Source organism: Polaromonas sp. P3_A5, assembly GCF_056403055.1.
This window is the reverse complement of sequence record NZ_JBFUGF010000002.1, coordinates 166,119-190,146: the sequence shown is the minus strand read 5'-3', so window position 1 is coordinate 190,146 and position 24,028 is coordinate 166,119. Positions and strand designations below refer to the sequence as shown.

Below are 24,028 nucleotides of genomic sequence, written 5' to 3'. Positions count from 1 at the left end.
CTCCGCTAGATGGGAGCCTTGCGGCAGAATAGGCAAATGTCCGATTACTACATTGGCCTGATGTCAGGCACTTCGCTCGACGGTGCCGATGGTGTGCTGGTCGATCTTTCCGGTGGAAAGCTGCGCGTCCTTGCCGCGGCGACGGAATCCTTTGATGGTGTGTTTCGCGCGGAGCTGCTGGCGCTGAATTCGCCCACGGACAACGAACTGCACCGGGCCGCCGTTGCTGCCAATCACATCGCGGCGGCGTATGCCAAAGTCGTCGCTGCGCTGCTTGTCCAGGCTGCTGCACAGGGGATCGTCGCCTCGCAGGTTCGCGCCATTGGCGCGCATGGCCAAACCGTGCGGCACCAGCCGCACAGAACATCCCCCGACCCGGCGGGCGCAGGCTACACGCTCCAGCTCAACAATCCGGCTTTGCTGGCAGAGCTCACGGGCATCGATGTGGTGGCTGATCTTCGCAGCCGCGATGTGGCGGCCGGTGGCCAGGGCGCACCTCTGGTGCCGGCATTTCATCAGGGCGTTTTCGGCCATGCCGACGCCACGGTGTCGGTGCTGAATTTGGGTGGCATTTCCAACCTCAGCGTGCTGCCGCCTGGCGCGTCGTCACCCGTGCTGGGTTTTGACTGCGGACCGGGCAACGCCCTGATGGATGCATGGTGCCTGCAACACACCGGTCAGTCTTATGACGCCGGCGGCGCCTGGGCGGCCACGGGCAAGCTGTTGCCGGACCTGCTGGCCAGCCTGCTGGACGAACCATACTTTGCGCAACCGATTCCCAAAAGCACCGGCCGCGATCTTTTCAGCATGACCTGGCTGGCCGGCAAACTCGCGCCCTTTTCTGCGGCGCGGCCGCAAGATGTCCAGAACACCCTCGCTGAATTCACGGCCAGCGCCTGCGCGGCGGACGTCAACAGCCATGGAAAATCCAGCAGCCTGCTGATCGTCTGCGGCGGCGGCGCGTTCAATACCCATCTTCTTGGGCGCCTGCAGGCCGGGTTGCCGCAGCTCAAGGTTGAGACTTCCGGCCAGCATGGCTTGCCGCCTTTGCAGGTGGAGGCGGCGGCCTTTGCATGGCTGGCACAGCAGGCGGTGTTGCGCAGGCCTGGTAACTTGCCGAGCGTGACGGGGGCAAAGGGGTTGCGGGTGCTGGGGGCGGTCTATCCTGCTTAGGTTGGGCAGGATAGTGGTCGGTCTTGTTCTGCCGTTGCGCTTTTTGCTGAGGGTAGCTGGCCGGGGGTTGCCCGGCATGCAACTCACTTTCTTTTGCTTCGCCAAAAGAAAGTAAGCAAAGAAAAGGCGACCCTGGTTCCTGCGTCCCTACGCTTCGCTGCGGGCAACCTGCGGTGCTCGGTCCAGCCGGGGTCAAAAACAACTCGCTTCGCTCAAACAAGTTTTTGCCCTGATCCGTCTGGCCCTGCGCTCCTCGGCGCATCCACAAGGGGGTGGGAGAGGAATACCGAACAGCCGAACTCCCAACAGCCAAAGGCAGAACCCCGAATACCAGAAGAAACAAGGACACGCCATGGCGTGTCCTTGTTGGTATTGGTTTCCTGGTATTTCGGTATTCGGTCCCCGCTCCCGATTGGCCCTTCTGTCTGCGCCGAGGAGCGCAGGTTCAGGCGGATCAGGGATCGCGATTGTCTGAGCCGAAGGCGAGTTCGAGCGAGACCCCGCCTGGACCGAGCACCGCAGGTTGCCCGTAGCGAAGCGGAGGGTCGCAGACAGCAGGGTCGCCTTTTCTTTTGCTTACTTTTCTTTTGGCGAAGCAAAAGAAAAGTGAGTAGCTGCCGGGCTACCCCCGGCCAACTACCCTCAGCAAAGAGCGCGCCGTCAAATCAATGACGATCCTAAAAACCGCTATCAATTCAATAGCTGTTCGCGCCCATCCCTAAAGGACTTCAAGGCAAATCTTTATAAGGTTCCGGCTGCGCCGCATCCCTCGGCCCCACGGTGCTAAGCCGGGCTTTCAGCGACTGCGGCCGCCCCGTCAGGATGGCCGCGTAGTTGGTGGTGTTGGACAGCACTTTTTTCACGTAGTCGCGCGTCTCGCTGAAAGGAATGCTTTCGGCCCAGATCGCCGCGTCCAGCACCGGGCCGTTGCGCCAGGTGCGCGGACGGCCGGGCCCGGCGTTGTAGGCGGCCGCGGCCATGGGCATGGAGCCGTTGAAGTCGTCCAGTGCGAACTTGAGGTAGGCCGTGCCGATCGCGATGTTGGTGTCGCGGTCGTTGAGCTGCTCTTGCGTGAAACCTTCCAGGCCGATTTTTTTGGCGGTCCAGCGTGCCGTCGCCGGCATGACCTGCATCAGGCCCGAAGCGCCCACGCCGGAGCGGGCGTCCATGATGAAGCGGCTTTCCTGGCGGATCAGGCCATACACATAGGCCGGGTCCAGGTTGATGGATTGGCTGCGTTTGGTCACCGTTTCGCGAAACGGCATCGGGAAGCGTTGCTCGAAATCGATCTCGCCTTTGGTGCGCTCACTGGTGTTGATGCAGCGGTCCCAGATCTGCCGGTCGCAGGCGAACTGGGCGGCTGCCAGCAGGTCGCGGTCAGCCATGCCGCCGCGCTTGTGCAGGTTGGTGCTGTAGTTCCATTCGCGCGTGCCTTCGGGGCGCAGGCCGATGGCGATGGCATAAGCGGCGCGGTTCAAGCCCGGGTTCAGCCGTGCAGTTTCTTTTTCCTCGGCCGTCAGCGGCGCTGGCCTGGCCGGCACCGTGATCTTCTGGTCCAGCTCTTCCAGCGCGAGCTGCTCGTAAAAACCACGGGCCGATGCAAAGGACTGCAGCAAGGCCAGGGCCTCGGCCCGCTGCGGCGCAATGGTGATGCCGGTGCTGATGGTTTGCGTCACGCCGGGTGTGGTCGCGACGACGATCGGGCCTTTGGGCGCCACGTCGGGCGGCGCGGTGGCCAGCAGCGCACGCGCTTTCCAGTAGCTCCAGGTGGGGTCCTTGCGCGCGTCGTCGCTCATGGCGTTGACCGCTGCCAGCACCAGCGTCCAGTTGGGCTGTGTGCCCGCGCGCAATGCGGCCCGGACTTTCCAGCCCAGCATGTCGTCGGTGAGGTCGGTGTCCTTGGTGACCTTGGCAAAGTATTGCAGTGCGTCACCGGCCGGTGTGGCGCCCAGGCGTGTGGCGGCCTGCCTGCCGATCACGCCCCAGACCCAGTTGCGCTCTTCCGTGTTCAGCTGCATGCCCCATTTGTTTTCCATCTGGGATGCCGCTCCGTCCGTGTCGCTGATCGCCATCTTGATCAGCGCCAGCGTGACGATTTCGCGCCGCGCCTTGCTGAGCGCGAGGTGTTTGCCCGCCAGGAACCTGATGGGGCTGGCGTTCAGTTCATTGACCATGCCAACGGCATCGGGGGCAACGATCTGCACGGCGCCTGTCGCTGCCCGGGGCCGGTTGGCTTCAGTGGCCAGGCGGGCCTTGATCCACGCGTCCTGCGGTGTGAGGTTTTTGGTACCGACCAGCCGCTCGGCGGCCGAGTTGCAACCGTCGTCTGCCTCGCGTTGCGCGTACCAGTTCTTCTTCACCTCGTCGGCCAGGCGCGCATCAGCCGCCGGATTTTTGAGGTGTTCGACCAGCAGCGCGTAGCAACGCACCTCCTTGTCGTCGTTCATACGGTAGTTAGGGTATTCAGCGGCAAAGCCGGCCCAGTCGCGGCGCTGGCCCAGCAGCAGCAGCCAGTCATTGCGCAGGCGGTCTTCCTGGTAGGTGCCGGCGTAGCGTCCGAAAAAGTCCTGCATCTCTTGTGCGCTGGCTTCGCCCAGGCGGGCTTTGAGCTCCCAGTAGGCGGCCCAGGGTTCGAGCGCATGGCCCCGGGCCTGGGGCAGCAGTTGTGCCAGCCGGCCCTTGTCGCCGCGTTTGAAAGCCTTGTTCATCTCCACAATCACGTTGTCAGCTGCACTGGCGCTTGCGGGAAGGGTGGTTTGGGCGGTTGCAGGGACGAGCAGCGTCAGGGAGGCAATTGCGGAAAAAATGGCAGGCAGGGCGGCCGCACGTACCGGGCCGTTAAGAAATTTGTATAGCATCGGGACATTATGGACAAATTAAGCACACGCAAGGCGCTGGTGGAAGCGCGACTGAACATGCCTGACCGCCTGGTGCGGGCTGACCTGCTGCAGCGTGTGATGCGCATCTGGCTGGTAGGTTCCACGCACGAGGTGATTGGTGCGTATTGGCCCATCAAGGGCGAGTTCGATCCGCTGCCTGCGCTGTACCGCTGGCAGGAGGATGCCATTTTGAGCCAGGATTCGTCATCAAATCCGGCACTGGACCAAGTGGAACGTGCGCAACTAGCTACTGAAAGCATAGCGGCGCGATCGCCGCGCAAGATCGGTCTGCCGGTGGTCAACAAGCTGCACAAGACATTGACTTTCCATGCCTGGTACCCGGGCTGCCCCATGGAAGAAGACGCCTACGGCATTCCGAAACCAAAAGATACAGAGGTGATTATTCCCACCCTGCTGTTCGTGCCCTGCGTAGGTTACGGGCCCGGGGGCTATCGGCTGGGCTATGGCGGGGGCTTTTACGACCGCACGCTGGCCACGCTGCAGCCACGGCCCTTCACAGTGGGCCTGGGCTATACCCAGGGCTGGCTGCCCGACATGGAGCCCGAGCCGCACGACATTCCGCTCGATGCCATCCTGAACGACAAGGGCGTGGTCTGGCCGGTGTGACCGTCAGGCGCCCGACAGCCTCCCGGCTTCGCGGGTGAGAAGGGCCGGTATATTAGCCACTCGAGCAAAGCGGTTAATGACTAAAAAAACAGGGAGCGGAGCATGGCAGGCAGTGGAGAAGACAGCAATACGGTCAGCAGCAGGATCAGGAAGGACCTGCTGAAAGTTCTGGCCCTCGCGCTGGTGACGCTGTTTCTGGTTCCGGGTTCAACCCTGTTGTTTGCCAGGCATGCACAGCAGCAACTCGACCGCACCATCATCCAGTCGATAGAGCGGCAGGTCGACCAGGACTCGAGCATGTCCGCCGAAAGCAAGGCGCAAACCAAGAAGTTTTACCGTGACAACCCGGTCTCCCGTATATGCGCCGACGCCAACGCCGAACTCGTGCAGGACAGGGACATGTTCTGCGAGCCGTTCTCCGAAGTCTGGCAGTTTTACGCAGCGCATGTCATCGCCAAATGGACGATTGCCGGCGGTGTGGCCATCTTGCTGGTGGAACTACTGCTGGGCGCTGTGGCTTTCTGGAACCGGAAGGCCCAATACCTGAGTTTTGTGACCGGCTGGCGCCTGCTGAGCCTGGCCAGCGCGGCGCAAATGCTGGTGCAGGGCACCATGCTTGTCTGGCTGTCCTTTTGGGTGACGGCATTCTTCTTTCACGTGTATTACATCAAGCTGATCGCGCTGATCGGCTTTGTGGTGGCTGTCGCGGTGTTCTTTGCCATTGCCGGACTGCTGCGGCGCCCCGCCATGGCAAACACCATTGACGGGGAACTGGTCAGCGATGGCGACGCGCCGGGCCTGTGGGCCAACACCCGCGCCCTGGCCGCACGCCTGAAGACCGCACCGCCCAAACAGATCGTGGCGGGCATCGACACCAATTTTTTTGTCACCGAAGCGCCGCTCACCGTGGCCGGCCAGGCGCTCACCGGCCGCACGCTGTTTGTCAGCCTTCCGCTGCTGCGGCTGCTGGATCGCGCCCAGGCCGATGCCGTGCTGGGCCATGAGCTCGCGCATTTTCGCGGTGGCGATGCCGCCAGCAGCGCCCGGCTTGGGCCCAAGCTTGTGCAGTACGACCACTACCTCGGCCTGATGCGTGGCGGCGGCCTGACGGTGGCGGTCTATCACCTGATGTACCTGTACCGGGTGATCTTTGAGTTCGCGCTGATGCGTGACAGCCGCGAGCGCGAATTCAAGGCCGACCGCGCCGCCGCGAAGCTGGTTTCGCCGCAGGCCATTGTGGAATCGCTGATCAAGATTACCGCCTACGCGAGCTACCGGTCGGAAATCGAGCGTGAACTGTTCGAGCACGACCGGCAGCACGGCCAGCAACTCGGCATTGCGCAGTTTGTGGCCTCGGGCCTGGCACCCTACGCCGCCTCTACCAAATTCGTGAAGGCCATGGGAACAGCCAGCGTGCCTCATCCGTTTGATTCGCATCCGGCCATGCTGGATCGCATGAAAAACGTGCGTCACCTGGTCAAGCCCGACGCCTTCGGCGCCATCGTGACTGATCCACCATCGCGCAACTGGGCTGACGACATACAGACCGCGCCGCAGATTGAGCAACGACTGTGGTCGGCCTACGAGCAGGGTTTTGCCGCTGACCATGAACGTACCCTCGCTTACCGCTATGGGCCGGACAATGACATGGAGCAGGCGCTGGTGCTGCGCTACTTTCCTCCTGTGCTGTTTCAGCTCAAGGGCACTCTCTCTGTCGGTGTGACATACAGCGGCCTGCAGCTGCCCGGCAAGCCCGATGAACTCTCGTGGGATGACATCCAGAACCTTGGTTATGAAAACGGTTTTGGCGGCGATGTCCTCACGGTTACCTTGACTGAAAAAGGCCTGTTGGGTGCCAAGACAACCAAGGTAAAACTGCCCGGCATCAGTGCGCAGCGGGAGCAGTTCAAAGAGGTGCTGGGGACTTACCGGCACCGGCATGAGGTGATGCGGAAGCAGCTGGCGGGGTAGGTTTTCATCGGGCCGGTTCTTGCTCCGGCTTGCGCGCTCGTCTAAGGTTTGCTGGCCGGGGGTTGCCCGGCCAGCAGGATTCAGAGGAGGGCGCCCCGCCGGAGCAAACCGGGCCTAGCCCTTGGGCTTGTAAGCCACAACATCAATCTCCACCCGCGCATCCACCATCAACCGCGCCTCGGTCGTCGAACGGGCTGGCTTCTTATCACCGAAATAGCCCATGTAGATGCGGTTGAAACTGCCGAAGTCGCGCGCGTCCTGCAGCCAAACAGTGCTCTTGCAGACGTCGTCCAGCGTGCAACCGGCCAGGGCCAGCACCGCCTGCAGGTTCTTCATCACCTGGTGGGTCTGCACCTCTATCCCGCCGGTCACGATCTCGCCGTTTTCATTGGCCGGCACCTGGCCGGAGACATAGACGAAGTCACCGGCGCGTACAGCCGGTGAGAACGGGCGCGGCTGGCGGTCGGAGGCCAGCGGAGGATTTCCGAAATGTTCCAGAGGCATGAAGAACTCCTTTTTTCCAGTCTCTTTTGTGGCAAATTCTGAAATATATTTTCATAATTATGCGCAAATACTCGGGTTTATCCTGAAAATGATCGTCTTCAGGTCAATTAATCTTCACTTTTGAAATTTAACTTCAATCAGGAGTTGTCATGATCCGTGGAATTCGCATGCACCGCCGCACTGCCTTGTCCTCCCTGTTGGCCCTGGGGGCGGCCGGCGCCGGCTTCGGTCCGGCCGCCGCGCAGACGGGCAAGTCAGCCCTGAACCTGGCCATGGTGGCTGAGCCGCCGACACTGGACATCCAGTCGACCCCGGCCGACCTGGTCTGCATCATCATGCAGCACGTCTACGAGCCGCTGTTCACCTTCGACGCCAAGGCGGCCCTGGTGCCGATGCTGGCCGAGGCGATGCCCAAGATCTCGGCGGACGGCAAGCTCTACAGCATTGCACTGCGCAAAGGCGTGATGCTGCACAGCGGCCGCGAGCTCCATGCCGATGACGTGGTGGCCAGCCTGAAACGCTGGATGGAAGTCTCGCCGCGTGGCAAGTCGGTGGCGGTGCAGGTGGCCGACCTGTCGGCCAAGGGCTCGCACGGTGTGGAGATCAGCCTGAAGAACGCTTATGCGCCGCTGCTCTCGCAACTGGCCATGGCGTCGGGCATGGCAGCCATCATGGCCAAGGAATCCCTGGCCCAGCCGCTGCGCGAATACGTGGGCACCGGGCCCTACAAGTTCAAGGAGCGCAAGCCCGACCAGTATGTGCTGCTCACCCGCTTTGACGGCTACAGCGCGCGCAGTGAAGCTGCCAGCGGCTACGGCGGCAAGCGGGTGGCCGCGGTAGAGGAGCTGCGCTTTGTGCCGGTGCCCAATGCCAACACGCGGGTGGAAGGCGCGCTGGCAGGCCAGTTCCACTACGCCGATCTGCTGCCGATTGAGGCGCTGCCGCGGCTGGAAAAAGCCGGCGGCAAGGTCGTGCCCATCATGACGCCCTCGTTCGGCTTTCCTTACCTGGTGTTCAATACCAAGGAAGGCTCGCTGGCACGGCAGCCTGTACGCAAGGCGGTGCAGACCGCGCTGGGCGAAGGCGAGATGCTGGCAGCGGGCTTTGGCGACACGCGCTTTTTCATCGCCGAAGGTAACCACTTCCCCAAAGGCACGCCTTTTTATTCCACCGCCGGCACCGCGGCCTATAACGAACGCGATGCCAAGAAAGCCAAGAGCCAGGCCGAGCAGGCCGGCTACAAGGGCGAACCGGTGCGCATCCTGACCAGCCGGCAGTATGACTTTCACTACAACATGGCATTGATCATGGCCGAGCAGCTCAAGCGCGCCGGCTTCAAGGCCGAGCTCAACGTGGTCGAGTGGGCGACGCTGCTGCAGCGCCGCGCCGACCCCAAGCTGTGGGACATCTATATCACCCATTCGGGCCTGTTCCCCGAACCCATGCTTTCGCCGCCGCAACTGGGCGACGGCGCGCCGGGCTGGTGGAGCTCGCCGGCCAAGACCGAGGCGCTGGCCGCGCTGAACCAGGAGCCCAACCCTGCCAAGCGCGGTGCGCTGTGGGGCAAGGTGCAGCAGGTGGTGTATGACGAGGTGCCTTACATCCAGGTCGGAAAATTTGCCAGTCTGTCGGCGCGCGCACCGGCGCTGCAGGGCTACACGCCCTATACCTATCCGTTCTTCTGGAACACCAGCCTAAAGAGTTGAGCCCCCACGCTCGTCGCTTCGCGTACTTCGCTGCCCCCCGAGGGGGCCGCCCGCCTGCGGCCCGGCAAAGCCGGTTCCGCGACTTGACTGGCTTGTTTCGTTTCGTCTCGGACCGGGTTTAGTGCTGCTGACAGGATGCCCTTGGATGGATAAAGAGATTTCACCCTTTATGAATAGAGCAACGTCATGACACGGTACCTCCTGTCCCGGCTGGGCGGCATGCTGGTGGTCATGGCCATCGTGGCGGTGCTGGTGTTCATTCTCACGCGCGCCGCCCCGGGTGACCCGATCGCCGTGCTGCTGGGCGACCAGGCCACGGCCGAGGACATCGCGCGCGTGCAGAAGGTCTATGGCCTGGACAAGCCCCTGCCGGTGCAGTTCGGCCTGTGGGTCCGTGAGCTGGCGCGCGGCAACCTGGGTGAATCGATCTTTCTGCAGCGCCCGGTGACCCAGGCGCTGTGGGAGCGGGCCGAGCCCACGACCCTGCTCTCGCTGATGGCCGTCGCCATTGCCGCGCTGATCGGCGTGCCCTGCGGCATCGTTTCGGCCGTGTATCGCGGCAGGGCCGTCGACCAGGCCTTCACCGGCTTCGCCATGCTGGGCGCCAGCGTGCCCAGCTTCTGGTTCGGCCTGGTGCTGATGCAGATCTTCGCAGTCTCGCTGGGCTGGTTTCCGGTCTCGGGCTATGGCGAGCCGGGCGCCTCGCTGGCGGCCCGCATCCACTGCCTGGTGCTGCCGGCCACGGTGCTGGGCGTGCTCAATTCGGCGCTGATCATCCGCTTCACCCGCGCCTCCATGCTGGATGTGCTGGGTGAGGACTACGTGCGCACTGCCCGGGCCAAGGGGCTTTCGGAAAACGTGGTGGTGCTCAAGCATGCGCTACGCAATGCGCTGGTGCCCATCGTCACCGTGCTCGGCCTGACAGTGGCGTTGATGATCGGTGGCGCGGTGGTTACCGAGACGGTGTTCGGCCTGCCCGGCGTGGGCAACCTGGTGGTGAGCGCGGTGATCCGGCGCGACTACCCGGTGATCCAGGGTGCGCTGCTGGTGGTGGCCGCGATCTACGTGGTGATCAATTTCGCCATCGACCTGCTGTACACCGTCGTTGACCCCCGTGTGAAGTATTGACATGCAGATTCCTCTTATTTTGCGCAAGCTGTTTCGCCGCCGCATCGTGCTGGCCGCGGCCATCGCGCTGGTCGTGGTGGTGCTGGTGTCGCTCTTCGCCGGCCCCCTGAGTGGGCTGGACCCGAACGAGACCGCCGTGAGCCAGCGCCTGGCGCAACCCTCTTCCACCCACCTGTTCGGCACCGACGAGCTGGGCCGCGACCTGTTTGCCCGCATCGCCTTCGGCGGCCGTTATTCGCTGACCATCGCGCTGCTGACGGCGCTGGGTTCGGTGGTGGCCGGCACCTTGTTTGGCCTGGTCGCAGGCTTCTTTCGACGGCTTGACGCGCCCGTCATGCGGGTGGTGGACGCGATGATGTCGTTTCCCGACATCCTGCTGGCCATCGCCCTGGTCGGTATCCTCGGCCCCTCGATGCTGAACGTGGTGCTGGCCCTGGTGCTGGTCTACACGCCGCGCGTGGCGCGGGTGGTGCGCGCCTCGACGCTGGTGGTGCGCGAGCTGCTCTTTGTGGAAGCGGCACGCGCCGTCGGGGTCTCCACCGTGCGCATCCTGTGGCGCCATGTGCTGCCCAACCTGATGTCGCCCATCCTGGTGCAGGCTTCGTTCATCTTTGCCTACGCCATCCTGGCGGAAGCCGCGCTGTCTTTCCTGGGCGTGGGCGTGCCGCCCGAAATCCCGACCTGGGGCACCATGGTCGCCGGCAGCCAGCAATACGCCCACCAGGCGCTGTGGATCGTGCTGTTCCCGGGCCTGGCCATCATCCTTACCGCGCTGTCGCTCCAATTGCTGGGCGACGGCATCCGCGACCTGCTGGATCCGCGCCTGCGGAAATCGATGTGAACCGTCTCGAAGTACGCCACCTTTCCACCTTCTTCGACACCGACGAAGGCCTGATCCGCTCCGTCGCCGACGTGAGCTTCAATATACGTGCCGGCAAGACCACGGCCCTTGTTGGCGAATCGGGCTCGGGCAAATCGGTCACCAGCCTGACGCTGATGCGCCTGCTGCCGCGGACCGCTTCGACGCAGGTCAGCGGCCAGGCCCTGTTCGTCAACCGTGCCGGCGAGACGCTGGACCTGTTGACGCTGCCCGAGCCGCGCATGCGGGCGATTCGCGGCAACGAGGTGGCGATGATTTTTCAGGAGCCGATGACCAGCCTGAACCCGGTCTTCACCGTGGGCGAGCAGGTGGCCGAGACGCTCCGCCTGCACAAGGGCCTGGGCCATGCGGCCGCCCTGGCCCAGGCCCTGCGCATGCTGGAACTGGTGGAGATCCCGGCGGCTGCCCAGCGCCTGCATGAATACCCGCACCAACTCTCCGGCGGCATGCGCCAGCGGGTGATGATCGCGCTGGCCATGGCCTGCGACCCAACGCTGCTGATCGCCGACGAGCCCACCACCGCGTTGGACGTGACCATCCAGGCTCAAATCCTGGCGCTGATGCGCAGGCTGCAGGCTGAGACCGGCATGAGCATCCTGTTCATCACCCACAACCTGGGCGTGGTGGCCCACCATGCCGACGACGTGGCTGTGATGTACGCCGGCCGCATCGTGGAGGCCGCGCCCGTCAACGACCTGTTCGCACGGCCACAGCATCCTTACACGCAGGGCCTGCTGGCCTGCCTGCCGGCGCAGCAGCGCGGGCGGGCGCCGGCAGGGGACGGCGAGGGCCCGCATGCGGCGGGAGGCAAGCGCCGGCTCTACGCCATCCGCGGCCAGGTCTCCAGCCCGCTGGCGCCGCCACCGGGCTGCGCCTTCGAGCCGCGCTGTGACAAGGCCATCGCGGCCTGCCGCGACGCCATGCCGGCGTTGCGCAACGACGAAGCCGGCGGCAGCGCCCGCTGCATCCTGGTGCCGGAGGCCGCATGAGCACACAGATGCCCGCCGTCACACCTCTGATCGAGGTGCGCAACCTGCAGAAATTCTTCGGTTCCTCCGTGCGGCCGGTACGCGCGGTGGACGATGTGTCCTTCGTGATCCATCCCGGCGAGACATTGGGCCTGGTGGGCGAATCGGGGTCGGGCAAGAGCACCATCGGCCGCGCGCTGCTGCGCCTGGTCGACAGTACCGGTGGCACAGTGAGCTACCGCGGCGAAGACCTGGGCGCGGCTTCGGGCGGCCGCATGCGCGCGTTGCGCAGCAAGTTGCAGATGATCTTCCAGGACCCGTACGCCAGCCTGAACCCGAAGATGCGGGTGCGCGACATCCTGGGCGAGGCGCTGCAGGTGCACGGCCTGGCCAAAGGCAAGGAAGCTACCGCGCAGCGCATCGCCGAGCTGCTGCAGCTGGTGGGGCTGCCGCCAGAACACGCGGCGCGCTACCCGCACGAGTTTTCCGGCGGCCAGCGCCAGCGCATCGGCGTGGCGCGGGCCCTCTCGGTGCAGCCCGAATTCATCGTGGCCGACGAGCCGCTCTCGGCACTGGACGTGTCCATCCAGGCGCAGGTGGTCAACCTGCTGTGCGACCTGCGCGACAGCCTGAAGCTGACCATGCTGTTCATCTCGCATGACCTGGATGTGGTGGAATACCTGTGCGACCGGGTGGTTGTGCTGTACCTGGGCCGGGTGATGGAAGTGGCGCCGACGGCGCAGCTGTTCGCGCGGCCGCTGCATCCCTACACCCAGGCGCTGCTGGCCGCTTCGCCCAAGCCTGACCCGACGCTGAAGATGGTGCATGTGCCCTTGAAAGGCGACATGCCGAGCCCGGTCAACCCGCCTTCGGGCTGCGTGTTCCGCACACGTTGCCCGCATGCCATCGACGCCTGTGCCCAGACGCGGCCGGAGCCGCGCGACATGGGCGGCGGCCGGCTGAAGGCCTGCATCCGCGACGACATCGAATCATTGACGACACCATGACACTGCAAGATATTCTCGACCCACTGCTCGACGCCTCCTGGAAGGGCTTTCCGCACCACAGCCCGGCGCTGCGCCGCTCGGCTGTCGGCACCCAGGGCTGGAACGTGCTGCGCGGCGACCTGCCGTTGCCGCTGGCCGTGATCCGCCGGGACGCCCTGGCCGGCAACCTGCAATGGATGCAGGGTTTCGCCGGCAGCCACGGCGTGGGCCTGGCGCCGCACGGCAAGACCACCATGTCGCCGCAGCTGTTTCGGCACCAGCTCGATGCCGGCGCCTGGGGCCTGACCTTCGCCACCGTGACGCAACTGCGCGCAGGCGTGACGGCCGGTGCGAAGCGCTGCCTGATCGCTAACCAGGTGTTCCAGGCGGCGGATCTGCAGGGCATAGCCGACCTCAAGCGTGCCCATGCCGGGCTGAGCGTGGCTTTTCTGGTGGATTCCCTGGCGCAGGCAGAGCTCATTGAAGCCTGGCATGCGGTGAATGCGCACGCCGAGCCTTTCGACGTGCTGCTGGAGATCGGCGTGGACGGCGGCCGCACCGGCTGCCGCAGCCACGAGCAGGCGTTGGCCCTGGCTCAGCGCCTGCGCAGCGGCAAGGCCACGCGGCTGGTCGGCATCGAATGCTACGAGGGTCTGGGCGCCACCGGCCAGTCGGACGCTGACACGGCCTACGCCAATGCGCTGATGCAACGTGTGCGCGACATCGCCCAAGCCTGCGACGAGCAGCAGTTGTTCGAAACGGATGAAATCCTCCTCACGGCCGGCGGCTCCGCCATCTTCGATCTGGTGGCCGAACACCTGAAGATGAAACTCTCGCGGCCCGTGCAGGGCCTGCTGCGTTCGGGCTGCTATGTGACGCACGACCATGGGACATACCACCGCTTCATGAATACGGTCGCCGCGCGCATGGGCTGCGGCCATGGCTTGCACGCGGCGATGCAGGTGTGGGCGGCGGTGCAGTCCTGCCCCGAGCCGGGCCTGGCCATTCTCGCGGTGGGCAAGCGCGACATCTCCTACGATCTGGAGCTTCCCGTGCCCCTGGGCGTGTGCCGGGCAGGCGAGACCGCCATGACGCCGGCGCCGGCCGACTGGAAAATCGCCGGCCTGAACGACCAGCACGCCTACCTCCGCCACGCGACCCCGGCCGGCAGCGGCCCGGAACACCAGGCCCTGCGCGTGGGTGACCTGGTCGCGCTGGGCATCTCCCACCCCTGCACCACCTTCGACAAATGGCGCTGGATGCCGGTGGTGGACGAACAAAACAACGTGTGTGACGCCATCGTCACCTGCTTTTAATGACCCCACGCGTACTTGAAAAAATTGCCGAGATCATGGACCGCGCGCCCGCCGCGCGGCGCACCGTGCTGGCCCTGATCCTGGAAGACCCGCAGCGCGTGCTGGACGAGACCTTCGAAACCCTGGCCCAGCGCGCCAACAGCTCGGTCCCCACCATCATGCGCACCTGCCGCGACCTGGGCTACCCCGGGCTGCGCGAGTTCAAGCTGGCGCTGGCGCAGGAGCTGGCGGTGGGCGGCTCACCGCTGAACCGGCGCGTGCGCATTGACGACGACACGCGCCAGGTCATCGCGAAGGTGACGCGCGGCGCCGCCACGGTGATCAACAGCGTACAGGCCCAGCTCAATGTGGAGGCGGTGCAGGCGGCCGCCGATGCCATCGTCGATGGTGCACGGGTGGATTGCTATGGCGTCGGCGTCACCTCCAACTTCATGGCCTCCGACTTGCAGGCGCGGCTGTACCGCATGGGCGTGGCCTCCAACAGCTACCTGGACCCGCACCTGCAGCTGATCTCGGCCGCCACCATCGGCCCGCGCGGCGTGGTGATGGCCATCACCCACGTCGGCGGCATGCCTTCGCTGCTGGAGGCGGTGGACGTCGCGCGCTCGCAAGGCGCCACCATCATCGCGCTGACGCAGCCCGGCTCGCAGCTCGCGGCGCTGGCCGACATCGTGCTGGGCGTGGAAGTGGCGCCCGACCCGGTAATGCCGGTGGGGCCCGAGGCCTACCTGGCGCACCTGACGGTGATCGAGATACTCACCGTGCTGGTGGCGCAGCGCCTGGGCGACAAGGCCGTGAACCGGCTGGCCAACATCCAGCGCACGCTGGAAACCCGCGGCGTGGACATGCACCACCACCCCCGGCTGGACTGGGACGAAGGCGCCAAGCTCACCATGGGAAAAGTACGATGACGCGCACCACCTTGCTGGAAAACGGCCTGCTGGTAGACGGTACCAGCGCGGCTGGCAGACCTGGGGACCTTCTGCTGGCGGGCGACCGGATCGTGGCCATGGGCACGGGCCTGCGGCACGGCCTGCCGGATGGCCTGACTCTGGCCGACGCCGATGTGTACGATTGCAGCGGCCTGGTGATCGCGCCCGGCTTCATCGACGTGCACACCCACGACGACGCCATTGTGCTGAACGCGCCAGGCATGTTTCCCAAGCTGTCGCAAGGCATCACCACGGTGGTCACCGGCAACTGCGGCCTGTCGGTCGCACCCTTCGTGGTGGAGGAGCCGCAGGGTGCCCTCACCCTGCTCGGAAATTCGTTCAAATACCCTTCGGTGGAGGCCTACGCACAGGCCGTTGCCGAAGCGCAGCCGGCCGTTAATGTGGCGCCACTGATCGGCCACACCACGCTGCGCTATGCCTGCGTGGGCGACCTCAACCGGCCAGCCACCACTGATGAAGTGGCCGCCATGTGCGCCCTGCTGGAGCAATGCATGGCCCAGGGAGCGATTGGCCTCTCGTCGGGCCTTTTTTATGCCGAAGCCATGCCTGCGCCGGCTGCCGAGGTGACGGCGTTGGCGCGCGTTGTTGCGCGGTACGGCGGCATTTACGCCACCCACATGCGCTCGGAGATGGCCGACATCCTGGAGGCCATGCACGAGGCCGCCGGCTGCGCCTTCGAGGCCGGCGTGCCGCTGGTGATCTCGCATCACAAATGCGCCGGCCCGGCCAACTGGGGCCGCACGCGCGAGACGCTGCCGCTGATCGACACGCTGGCCCGGCGCCAGGACATCGCGATGGATGTCTACCCCTACGTGGCCGGCTCGACCGTGCTGCGGGAAGACCTGGTGGACGGCGTGATCGATGTCCTCTTGAGCTGGTCGACTCCCCACCCCGAAATGATGGGCCGTACGCTGGCCTCGATTGCCGAGGAGTGGGGTGTCGACCAGAAGGCCGCCTGCCGCCGCCTGCAGCCGGGCGGCGCCTGTTATTTCCAGATGCACGAGGACGATGTCAAGCGCGTCATGGCGCATCCCCTCTCCATGATCGGCTCCGACGGCCTGCCGCATGACAAGCATCCGCATCCGCGCCTGTGGGGCGCTTTTCCGCGGGTGCTTGCGCGTTACTGGCGCGAGCAGCAGCTTTTTTCGCTGGAAACTGCGATCTACAAGATGACCGGCCTGTCGGCACGCAACTTCCGCCTGCACCAGCGCGGCCAGCTGCAGCCCGGCTGGCATGCCGACGTCGTGGTGCTGGACCCGGCCCGCGTGCGCGACGTGGCAACCTACCAGGACCCGATCGCGGTGTCCGAAGGGATTGAGAAAGTGTTTGTGAACGGCGAGCTGGCCTATGTGGCCGGTGATGCCGACGCGCTGAACGCCAAGGTGCAGGCGCGTGCCGGGCGTTTGCTCAAACGCGGCGCGGCCTGAGTTTCAGTCGCTCTCCTCGCATATCTACAAAATGCTCTTTGGATTTGCAGCATAGCTCACCATAAATTCCCGAAATGAGGGTGCCATTGGCTCTCCCGGCGTGGCATCCTCCGCCACTCGATATACATGTGCAGGTTGCAATGGCTCGCCAGTGAACCTGACTGCATATAGCCAGCTGTTCATCAAGTAATCAGAAAATGCAAAGCAGTCCGGATACGAAAAGCGATATGGATAGATGACACCGGTACTGTCGTCGAGTACTTCGTGAACCGGTCGAATCTCGGATAGCGGCCAAAACCTATAACAATCCGAGTCCGTAAAATCGAAACTGCTTCCATCCACGGTTTCGAGATACTCGAGTACGTCACGTGGAATGGTTACGCCGTACTTAGACTGAAATTCGGCCACTTGCGACGGCTGCACACCCGGGCGGACAGGAATCCCGCTAAGGCGCCAGTATTCAATGATCTTGGCCCAGGGTTCGACCACCGGCATATTTGAAGGATGGGTCAGCTGTTGCAAGGCTGACCTTCCGTTCTCTGAAGTCGGGCGGCACTTCGACAGCGCCTGTCGAATAACACTCAAGCATGAGTTCGCGATTTTCGACAAAGACCAGGTAGCCAACTTCATACTCCCCAATTCGGCCGACGACTGCCGGTTCATCGAACACTGCGCGCTCCATCGGTAGCAGTGGATGTCTGACCGTAAGAAAGTAACCCACTCCAGTGCGCTCAAAAGCCACAAACCCGGAGTCTTTGAGGACTGCCTCGACCAGAGCGTTGCCGAGCTCGGGCATTGCGAGCATACGAACGGCTTGCTTCTCAAAGTCGCGAAATTGGCTCATAAGCGTCTGACGTTGAAGTTGGGCCTTGCCACCGGTACGGAACTGTTACCTGGCAGCATAGGTTACGGGAACCGATTTGTATTTGGCCAGTTCTTCGGCCGATGGGCAAGGCACTTCATCCAGGTAGAAGTGGTATCCCGTTGCGATAAGAGCAATTGGTACGGCGACCTTGGCTAAAGTACCCGGAGAAGCACTTGTGCGAAGACAGATGCGAGATCCATGCTGCAATTTGAATTGAAGGCGGGTGGGCTTGGCTGTTCTTGCCTGCACGAAAATCTCCCGCTCGCCAGACGACAGGTTTGCAATGGCGTACTCGGAATTCGATAACGATGCAAATGCTGCACCGTCTGTACCTACAGCGAGCGAGACGCCACCGGCAATGAACGACGACTCCCTGAAAACAAGAATCTCACCTTGCGCTGACGGCGACGGTTTGGGTATGGCAACGACGGGCTGGCTGGCGCAGGCGATCAAAGACGCCGCCACGAAGGCAATTGAAGCAAGTCGTACAAATGTCATGGGGCAGGTTCTCCGGGGTAAGTGTGAAGGGCTAACGGTTAACTTGAGCGGCGTCATCAGGCGTTCGCTCGAATGATGGGTGGGGCGCAGGCATCGAAGCCGGGGCACTGTGCCAGCCCTTCGACGCCTCAGGGCGAACGGAAGCGGGGCTCAATCGAGGGAATCCACTGTATCCGGATCCGGCACATCGCCGATTGCCTCGCGCGTCAGCGCGGCCTGGCTTTTGAGCCAGTCGCAAAACGCCAGCACTTCGGGCCGGGCCACATTGCGCGGGCCGATGATCAGCCAATAACTCATCGGAGACTCCATGCGCATTTGCGGCAGCGGCTCCACCAGATCGCCCGAGGCCAGGCTTTCGGCAATCAGTGGCAGGCGCGCCAGCACCACGCCCTGGCCCGTCAGCGTCGCCTGGACCATCTGGTAGGCGTAGTTGAAGTACAGCCAGCGCTTGGCTTCCAGCTTGGGGCTGGCGTGCTCTTCCAGCCAGCGGCGCCAGGTCAGCCATTCCAGGTGCGTCTGGTGGGCGTCGCCCGCCTCAATCAAGGTGAACTGCGCCAGGTCGTCAGGTTTCTTCAGGCGCGGCCCGCTTTTAAGCAACCAGGGGCTGATCACCGGCGTGATCTGCTCGCCGAAAAGGCGTATGGCGCCTGGTGGCATGTGGCTGGCCGGGGCGTAACGCAGGGCCAGGTCCAGGTCTGAAATGTCCAGGTCAACAGCCACGTCCGACGCATCAATCCGGATGTCGATGTCGGGGTTGTCGCGCTGAAAGCCCTCCAGCCGGGGAATCAGCCACATCGAGGCAAACGAGGCAAAGGTGGTGAGCGACACGCTCTTGCGCCCGGCGGTCTGGCGTATCTGCCGCACGGCGTTGTCAATGCGCTCCAGGGAGGGCGTGACGGCCCGCAGCAAGATGCCGCCGGCGGTGGTGAGCTCCACGGCGCGCGTGTGGCGGTGAAAAAGGCTCACGCCCACGTCTTCTTCCAGGCCCTGGATCTGGCGGCTCACGGCCGACTGGGTGAGGGCCAGCTCTTCCGAGGCAGCGCGGAAGTTGAGGTGGCGGGCGACGGCCTCAAAAGCCCTTAACTGGCCGGCGGAAATCGGCCGGGAGCGCAAGTGTGTTTGTGAATGGAGCATGACAGTGTGGGGGTGAAAAAGGCCAAATAGGGCAACTCGGGCCTAATTGATTGATGCGATTATGGAATCAATAGCTTACCGCGATTTCATTGGACTGTGCAAGCCCGTGGCGAGATGATTCAACCCTCATCACTCACTTTGTGCCTTTTTAGGAGAACACCATGGACCACGCAGCTCACCTCTCAGGAGATCGTTTCTTGCAACAGGCTTCCGATGCCACCAACGGCCATGTGGCCGGCCTGGCGGGCTTCTGGAAACTGGGCGCGGGCCGAGCGCTGACGCTGCGTGCCTCGCAGGCCGGTGTGTTGCGAATTGCGCATGGCCGGGTCTGGGCCACCTTCGACGCCGCCAGCCAGGACATCCAGGTCCGCGCCGGCGACCATTTCCTCAGCCGGGGCGAAAGCCTTTCGCTGCGGGCGGGTGAGTCGCTGGTGATGGAGTCCTTCAGCGCTGGTCACGCTGCTTCCGCTTATTTCAGCTGGGAGCCGGCAACGGCCTGCGCCGAAGTGCCCGAGATGAAAGAGACTTCCGGCTGGCGCGCCGGCGTGATGCAGCCTTTGGGTGACTTGCGCGCCGCCTTCGGCCTGGCCACCAGCGCCCTCGGCCGCCTGGTCCGCGGGCTGGCGATGGGTGCTGTCGCCGCTGTTGAAGCGGTGCTGACCCCCGTTGCCCTGGTGTTCGTCACTGCCCGCGCCCGGCCTCACGTCACCGGCCACGACTTTGACGCCTACAGGGACAATCAGCTCCAGCCGCGCAACTACAACGTGCTGGCCATGTCCAACCTGGTCTAAGCGCAGACAGCCAACAGTTTTACTCCGGGAAAACCGTTTAACCCGCAGTCGCAAGGCTGCGGGTTTTTTTATGGGCGCCTGGTTCGGGGCTTGGCGGCTTTGGTTGCCGGCGCCTTTGGCGTTTTCCTCGCCTTCGCTGTCTTGGGCGCGTTGGTCGCCTTGGCCGCACGCGCCTTCAACGCACACTCCAGCGCTACACGCGCCCACTCCAGCATCACGGCGGGCGACTCCATCGCCTCTTCGGGTGCCGCGTAGTAGTTGAGGCTGTGCGGCGCGCTGACGCCATTGCGTGTCATCTCATAGGTGAACCGCTCACAGCCATGGGCTTCATACAGGCTGCGGGTCCCCGCGTCGGCCTTGAGCCACAGCTTCTCGCCGCCGCCCAGGTCGGCCACCAGGGCCAGCGTCAGTCCCGAGGTGCTGATGCCAAACCCGCCAAACATGCGCCTGGCCGTGCAGGGCCCGACGCCTGACAAAAGCTCGCAGCAGTAGGTCGCAAAATCATTCCTGGAAGAGGCCATCGCGCAACCATACCAAACCCGGCGCAATTGTGTTGCGGCGAGCGCAGCGCGCCGTGGCTGTCGCTTTGTTCAAAAAATCCGACGTCTGGCAGATATCGCAGGCGCGACGCGCAAAGACGCGGCGGGCCGCGATAATTTGGGCATGGCCCCAGCTTCCCAGACCCACTCCTTCTCCGCGCCCGGTGTGCGCCACGCCGGGCCGCCGGTCCATGTGGTGGTCATGGGGGTGGCCGGCTGCGGCAAGTCGGCGGTCGGGCGTCTGATGGCCGACCAGCTGGCGTTGCCGTTGATCGAAGGGGATGATTTCCATCCCCCCGGCAACATCCAGAAGATGCAGCAAGGCATTCCCCTCACGGACGAGGACCGCGCTGACTGGCTGCGCCAGCTGGGTGTGGAACTGGCGCGTCACCCGGCCGGTGTGGTGCTGACCTGCTCCGCCCTTAAGGCCGCTTACCGCGACAGCCTGCGCGGCGCCGTGCCCGCTCTGCAGTTTGTGCACCTGGCCATCAGCCAGGCCGAATCCCTGCGGCGCGTCTCCGTGCGGCCGGGCCACTTTTACCCACCCAGCCTGGTCGCCAGCCAGTTTGAGGCGCTGCAGGATCCTTCGGCCGAGCCGGGTGTGTTGACCCTGGCCGGGAATGCTTCCCTGAAAGCCCTGGCCGACAGCGCGGTTGCCTGGCTGGCAATCCGCGGGTAGAGCCCTGCCGCCGGCCTCGCCTGCAGGGCCCGTTTTTTGACATCAAATTGCCTTGCAGACCAATCAGGACGAGCGCAAGCAGCTATCAAATCAATAGCGACCTTGAAAGTCGTTTTCACCAGGCAGGTGTATTGGTTCAACTATCCGTAACGCATTACGTTTAAGTAAAATGACCCAAAACTGCCGCGGGTTCATTGAACCGCCGGCACAGCGTCCCAAACACAGGAACCGCATGTCCAAAGCCTTCGCCTCGCAGTCCGATCTCACCGACAAGGTCATCACCTTTGAGCAGCTCAGCGCACATTGCTGGGCTTATACCGCCGAGGGCGACCCCAATTCCGGCGTGATCATTGGCGACAAATTCATCATGGTGAGCGATGCCACCGCCACCCCGGCCATGGCGCAAGACCTGATCGCCCGCATCCGCACCGTGAGCGACAAGCCCATCAAATATGTGCTGCTGACTCACTATCACGCGGTCCGGGTGCTGGGCGCCAGTGCCTACATTGCGGAAGGCGCCACGGAAGTGATCGCCAGCCAGGGCACGTACGAGCTCATCGTCGAGCGCGGCGCGCAGGACATGCAAAGCGAGATGGAGCGCTTTCCGCGTCTCTTTCGCAACGCCGAAAGCGTGCCCGGCCTGACCTGGCCGACATTGGTCATCGACGGCGGCAACCCGGTGAAGGGCGAAGTGCCCGGCAAGCTGGTGCTGGACCTGGGCGGGGTGAAAGTCCAGGTGTGGCACCCGGGCCCCGGCCACACGCGCGGCGACACGATTGCGTGGGTCGAAGAAGAAAAAGTGCTGTTCTCAGGCGACCTGGTCGAGTACGAGGCCGGCGTCTACACCGGCGACGCCCAGCTGGAGGAATGGCCCGCCACACTGGAAGCCCTGCGTGCACTGAAAGCCGAAGCCATTGTGCCCGGCCGCGGCGAGGCCATGAAGGGCGCGGCCAACGTCAACAAGGCGCTGGACTATACGAAGCGCTGGGTCGAAACCCTGTACCAGGCGGGCAAAGAAGCCGCTGCCGCCGGCATGGACCTCAAAGCCGCCATGGACCACACCCGCAAAAGCATGGACCCGATCTTCGGCCATGTGTTCATTTACGAGCACTGCCTGCCGTTTGACGTGAGCCGCGCATTTGACGAAGCCAGCGGCATCAAGAACCCGCGTATCTGGACAGCCCAGCGCGACCAGGAAATGTGGCAGGCGCTGCAGGGCTGAAGCCCGGCGCGTTCAGGAATCCAAGTCCAGCCTGGAAAGCAATCCCACAAAGGCATCGAGCGCGGCTTGGTCGTCCAGGGTTTCCATGCGCTCCAGCACGTCCTCATCCTCGACCAGGCAGTAGCCCAGGCTGAAGCGCCGGAATCGCCGGGCGGCCAGTTCGCCATGGTGCAGAACCTGCATGTTGATGTGGCGGGTGTCCTGGCGGATGCGTTCCAGCAACGTCAGCACCTGCTTCTGGTCGCCCTCCAGTTGCTGGCAAAAGCGCATGCCGTCAAAAATCAGCAGCCCGGTGATGTCCCGCTCGGCGTTGGCCTGACGGGCCTTGACGGCAATGTTCGCCACGACACTGAGCGGCGCTTCGGGCGCCAGGGTACTGACATAAAGAACTTCATACAACGTGGGGCTTTTTGGCGTCATGGCGGCAGAATGTAGCGGGCGGTCCGGCTTTTCACAATGTCAAAAGACACAGCCAAATGCACCTAAGATGCTCCTTTTATGAACATTCCAGCGCCAACGTCATCGATTTGTCCACCTCACTGCAATGCCTGCGGGCTGCGCAGGACCGGGGCCTTCATGCCTGTGAGCGATGGGGAACTGGCGTTCATCGAAGCCTTTCGCACCGGCACCTCTGCAGTGCGGGCGGGCGGCACCATCCTGTATGAACAAAAGCCCAACGGCAAGCTCTTCACGCTGTATTCGGGATGGGCCTTCCGCTACAAAACCCTGAGCGACGGCCGCCGGCAAATCCTCAATTTCCTGTTGCCCGGCGACTTCATCGGCCTGCAGCAAAAGTTCGCGGACGGCGCCATGCACGGTATCGAGGCCGTGACGGATGTAAGCCTCTGTGTGTTCCCGCGGGACGGTCTGTGGGAACTGTTTCGCAACCACCCCAGCCTGGGCTACGACATCACGTGGATGGGTGCGCGAGAGGAAGGTATGGTCGATGACCATCTGCTGACGGCCGGCCGGCGCAACGCCACCGAGCGCGTGGCCATGTTGCTGATGCACCTGTACCGCAGGCTGGAACGCGTGGGCATGGCCGAAAAAGGCTGGATAGGGTTTCCCATCAACCAGCAACATATTGCCGACGCGCTGGGACTGTCGCTGGTGCACACCAACAAGACGCTCAGGCGTTTGCGCCAGCTGGGCCTGCATGAGATTGAAAATGGGCAGCTCCGGTTGCTCAATACCCGCGCGCTGGAGCGCATTGCCGACTATTACGACACGCCGCCTGCGCAGGTTCCTTTACTCTGATTTCATCTGATTTCATCTGATTCCAGCTTGGTTCAGGCGTGTAGGCGGTCGCTGACAACAAGGCCGTGGGGCGGATGACAAATGCGGCCCGCATCCGGCTTTAAGGTGACTCCCCTTGCCCGCGATTTGCCCCCCTTTTCCAGCGAAGGGAAGGCCGTGACGACGGCGCACCGACAACCACCCAGGAGACGTTCATGAACCACGCACAAGCACCCGGCGCACGCCTGCAGCAGCAACCGCGCCGTGTTTCGGACCGCCAGCAACAGCAAAGCAGCGGATCACGCGAGTTCCAGCCGCGGCAGTCCAGGCCGGGCGATGCCCCGGCCGGTCAGATGGGCGAAGGGAGCTATGAAGCCACCCGCGACTACCAGAAGAACATCAAGTCCTATCTCAAGGATGCAGATGTCGCTGCCGATGCGAAGGCGGCGAAACCCGATTCGCCCCAGCAGGCGGCAGAACTGAAGAAAGCTGAACAGGAAGGTTTGTCCCATACCAAAGCGCCCGGTAAATAAGGGGGGTATGTGG

General features: G+C 63.8%; 24 protein-coding genes. 16 read left to right on the top strand and 8 right to left on the bottom strand.

The features are described 5' to 3' along the window. The first annotated feature begins 36 nt into the window (after positions 1-36). Positions 37-1,173, top strand: a complete 1,137-nt coding sequence (locus AC1DU8_RS18360) for an anhydro-N-acetylmuramic acid kinase (RefSeq protein ID WP_477689876.1) — start codon at positions 37-39, stop codon at positions 1,171-1,173. A gap of 728 nt (positions 1,174-1,901) precedes the next feature. Here AC1DU8_RS18360 and AC1DU8_RS18355 read toward each other — a convergent pair. Beyond that, a complete protein-coding gene (locus AC1DU8_RS18355) occupies positions 1,902-4,031 on the bottom strand; it encodes a lytic transglycosylase domain-containing protein (protein WP_457282463.1) in 2,130 nt (709 codons plus the stop codon). A 9-nt stretch (positions 4,032-4,040) separates the two neighbouring features. On the opposite strand from AC1DU8_RS18355, the gene AC1DU8_RS18350 reads away from it, so the two are divergent. Together AC1DU8_RS18350 and AC1DU8_RS18345 are read left to right on the top strand one after the other, a co-directional pair. After that, entirely contained in the window at positions 4,041-4,679 is a 639-nt protein-coding gene (locus tag AC1DU8_RS18350) for a 5-formyltetrahydrofolate cyclo-ligase (protein ID WP_457282464.1), read from the top strand. Between the two features lie 102 nt (positions 4,680-4,781). Further along, complete coding sequence (locus AC1DU8_RS18345; RefSeq protein WP_477727114.1) at positions 4,782-6,650, top strand: M48 family metallopeptidase; 1,869 nt, start codon at positions 4,782-4,784, stop codon at positions 6,648-6,650. A gap of 114 nt (positions 6,651-6,764) precedes the next feature. On the opposite strand, the gene AC1DU8_RS18340 is transcribed toward AC1DU8_RS18345, so the two are convergent. Beyond that, on the bottom strand, positions 6,765-7,154 hold the full coding sequence (locus AC1DU8_RS18340; protein ID WP_477727113.1) for a RidA family protein: 390 nt from the start codon (positions 7,152-7,154) through the stop codon (positions 6,765-6,767). Positions 7,155-7,303: 149 nt separating this feature from the next. Between AC1DU8_RS18340 and AC1DU8_RS18335 the strand changes: the two genes are divergently transcribed. The 8 genes from AC1DU8_RS18335 to AC1DU8_RS18300 all read left to right on the top strand — a co-directional run bounded on the left by AC1DU8_RS18335 (position 7,304) and on the right by AC1DU8_RS18300 (position 16,518). Further along, positions 7,304-8,860 (top strand): ABC transporter substrate-binding protein, encoded by a 1,557-nt coding sequence (locus AC1DU8_RS18335; protein WP_477727112.1) that lies wholly within the window; start codon positions 7,304-7,306, stop codon positions 8,858-8,860. Between the two features lie 186 nt (positions 8,861-9,046). Next, entirely contained in the window at positions 9,047-9,988 is a 942-nt protein-coding gene (locus AC1DU8_RS18330) for an ABC transporter permease (protein ID WP_477667447.1), read from the top strand. A 1-nt stretch (position 9,989) separates the two neighbouring features. Then, positions 9,990-10,829 carry an ABC transporter permease gene (locus tag AC1DU8_RS18325; protein ID WP_477667446.1) on the top strand — a complete coding sequence of 280 codons (840 nt, stop codon included), beginning with the start codon at positions 9,990-9,992 and terminating at the stop codon, positions 10,827-10,829. Next, positions 10,826-11,857 carry an ABC transporter ATP-binding protein gene (locus AC1DU8_RS18320; protein WP_457282470.1) on the top strand — a complete coding sequence of 344 codons (1,032 nt, stop codon included), beginning with the start codon at positions 10,826-10,828 and terminating at the stop codon, positions 11,855-11,857. The genes AC1DU8_RS18325 and AC1DU8_RS18320 overlap by 4 nt, the downstream gene beginning before the upstream one ends. Positions 11,858-11,865: 8 nt before the next feature. Next, positions 11,866-12,843, top strand: a complete 978-nt coding sequence (locus AC1DU8_RS18315) for an ABC transporter ATP-binding protein (protein ID WP_477667451.1) — start codon at positions 11,866-11,868, stop codon at positions 12,841-12,843. Next, a complete protein-coding gene (locus tag AC1DU8_RS18310; protein ID WP_477727111.1) occupies positions 12,840-14,138 on the top strand; it encodes an amino acid deaminase in 1,299 nt (432 codons plus the stop codon). The genes AC1DU8_RS18315 and AC1DU8_RS18310 overlap by 4 nt, the downstream gene beginning before the upstream one ends. Next, the gene (locus AC1DU8_RS18305; protein WP_477667444.1) at positions 14,138-15,049 is read left to right on the top strand and encodes a MurR/RpiR family transcriptional regulator; all 912 of its coding nucleotides are present in this window, start codon (positions 14,138-14,140) and stop codon (positions 15,047-15,049) included. The genes AC1DU8_RS18310 and AC1DU8_RS18305 overlap by 1 nt, the downstream gene beginning before the upstream one ends. Further along, a complete protein-coding gene (locus AC1DU8_RS18300; RefSeq protein ID WP_477727110.1) occupies positions 15,046-16,518 on the top strand; it encodes an N-acyl-D-amino-acid deacylase family protein in 1,473 nt (490 codons plus the stop codon). Before AC1DU8_RS18305 ends, AC1DU8_RS18300 begins: the two co-directional genes overlap by 4 nt. A gap of 24 nt (positions 16,519-16,542) precedes the next feature. Here AC1DU8_RS18300 and AC1DU8_RS18295 read toward each other — a convergent pair whose 3' ends face one another. The 4 genes from AC1DU8_RS18295 to AC1DU8_RS18280 form a co-directional block, all read right to left on the bottom strand. After that, on the bottom strand, positions 16,543-17,040 hold the full coding sequence (locus tag AC1DU8_RS18295) for an SMI1/KNR4 family protein (protein ID WP_477727109.1): 498 nt from the start codon (positions 17,038-17,040) through the stop codon (positions 16,543-16,545). Further along, positions 16,979-17,362 (bottom strand): hypothetical protein, encoded by a 384-nt coding sequence (locus AC1DU8_RS18290; RefSeq protein ID WP_477727108.1) that lies wholly within the window; start codon positions 17,360-17,362, stop codon positions 16,979-16,981. Before AC1DU8_RS18290 ends, AC1DU8_RS18295 begins: the two co-directional genes overlap by 62 nt. A gap of 45 nt (positions 17,363-17,407) precedes the next feature. After that, complete coding sequence (locus tag AC1DU8_RS18285) at positions 17,408-17,881, bottom strand: hypothetical protein (RefSeq protein ID WP_477667440.1); 474 nt, start codon at positions 17,879-17,881, stop codon at positions 17,408-17,410. A 150-nt stretch (positions 17,882-18,031) separates the two neighbouring features. After that, complete coding sequence (locus AC1DU8_RS18280; RefSeq protein ID WP_457282474.1) at positions 18,032-19,015, bottom strand: LysR substrate-binding domain-containing protein; 984 nt, start codon at positions 19,013-19,015, stop codon at positions 18,032-18,034. A 161-nt stretch (positions 19,016-19,176) separates the two neighbouring features. Here AC1DU8_RS18280 and AC1DU8_RS18275 point away from each other — a divergent pair, with 161 nt between their 5' ends. Continuing rightward, complete coding sequence (locus tag AC1DU8_RS18275) at positions 19,177-19,806, top strand: DUF2917 domain-containing protein (RefSeq protein ID WP_477727107.1); 630 nt, start codon at positions 19,177-19,179, stop codon at positions 19,804-19,806. 68 nt (positions 19,807-19,874) lie between these two features. Here the strand turns inward: AC1DU8_RS18275 and AC1DU8_RS18270 are convergent, their stop codons facing one another. Further along, positions 19,875-20,327, bottom strand: a complete 453-nt coding sequence (locus AC1DU8_RS18270; RefSeq protein WP_477727106.1) for a TfoX/Sxy family protein — start codon at positions 20,325-20,327, stop codon at positions 19,875-19,877. A gap of 142 nt (positions 20,328-20,469) precedes the next feature. Here AC1DU8_RS18270 and AC1DU8_RS18265 point away from each other — a divergent pair, with 142 nt between their 5' ends. Both AC1DU8_RS18265 and AC1DU8_RS18260 read left to right on the top strand, forming a co-directional pair. Continuing rightward, positions 20,470-21,024, top strand: coding sequence for a gluconokinase (locus AC1DU8_RS18265; protein ID WP_477727105.1), 555 nt, complete (start codon positions 20,470-20,472; stop codon positions 21,022-21,024). Positions 21,025-21,256: 232 nt separating this feature from the next. Continuing rightward, on the top strand, positions 21,257-22,246 hold the full coding sequence (locus AC1DU8_RS18260; RefSeq protein ID WP_477648157.1) for an MBL fold metallo-hydrolase: 990 nt from the start codon (positions 21,257-21,259) through the stop codon (positions 22,244-22,246). Positions 22,247-22,258: 12 nt separating this feature from the next. On the opposite strand, the gene AC1DU8_RS18255 is transcribed toward AC1DU8_RS18260, so the two are convergent. Then, positions 22,259-22,666 carry a BLUF domain-containing protein gene (locus tag AC1DU8_RS18255; protein ID WP_477727104.1) on the bottom strand — a complete coding sequence of 136 codons (408 nt, stop codon included), beginning with the start codon at positions 22,664-22,666 and terminating at the stop codon, positions 22,259-22,261. A 78-nt stretch (positions 22,667-22,744) separates the two neighbouring features. Here AC1DU8_RS18255 and AC1DU8_RS18250 point away from each other — a divergent pair, with 78 nt between their 5' ends. Continuing rightward, positions 22,745-23,503 (top strand): Crp/Fnr family transcriptional regulator, encoded by a 759-nt coding sequence (locus tag AC1DU8_RS18250; RefSeq protein ID WP_477667433.1) that lies wholly within the window; start codon positions 22,745-22,747, stop codon positions 23,501-23,503. A 194-nt stretch (positions 23,504-23,697) separates the two neighbouring features. Next, complete coding sequence (locus AC1DU8_RS18245) at positions 23,698-24,015, top strand: hypothetical protein (protein WP_477727103.1); 318 nt, start codon at positions 23,698-23,700, stop codon at positions 24,013-24,015. Positions 24,016-24,028: the final 13 nt, after the last annotated feature.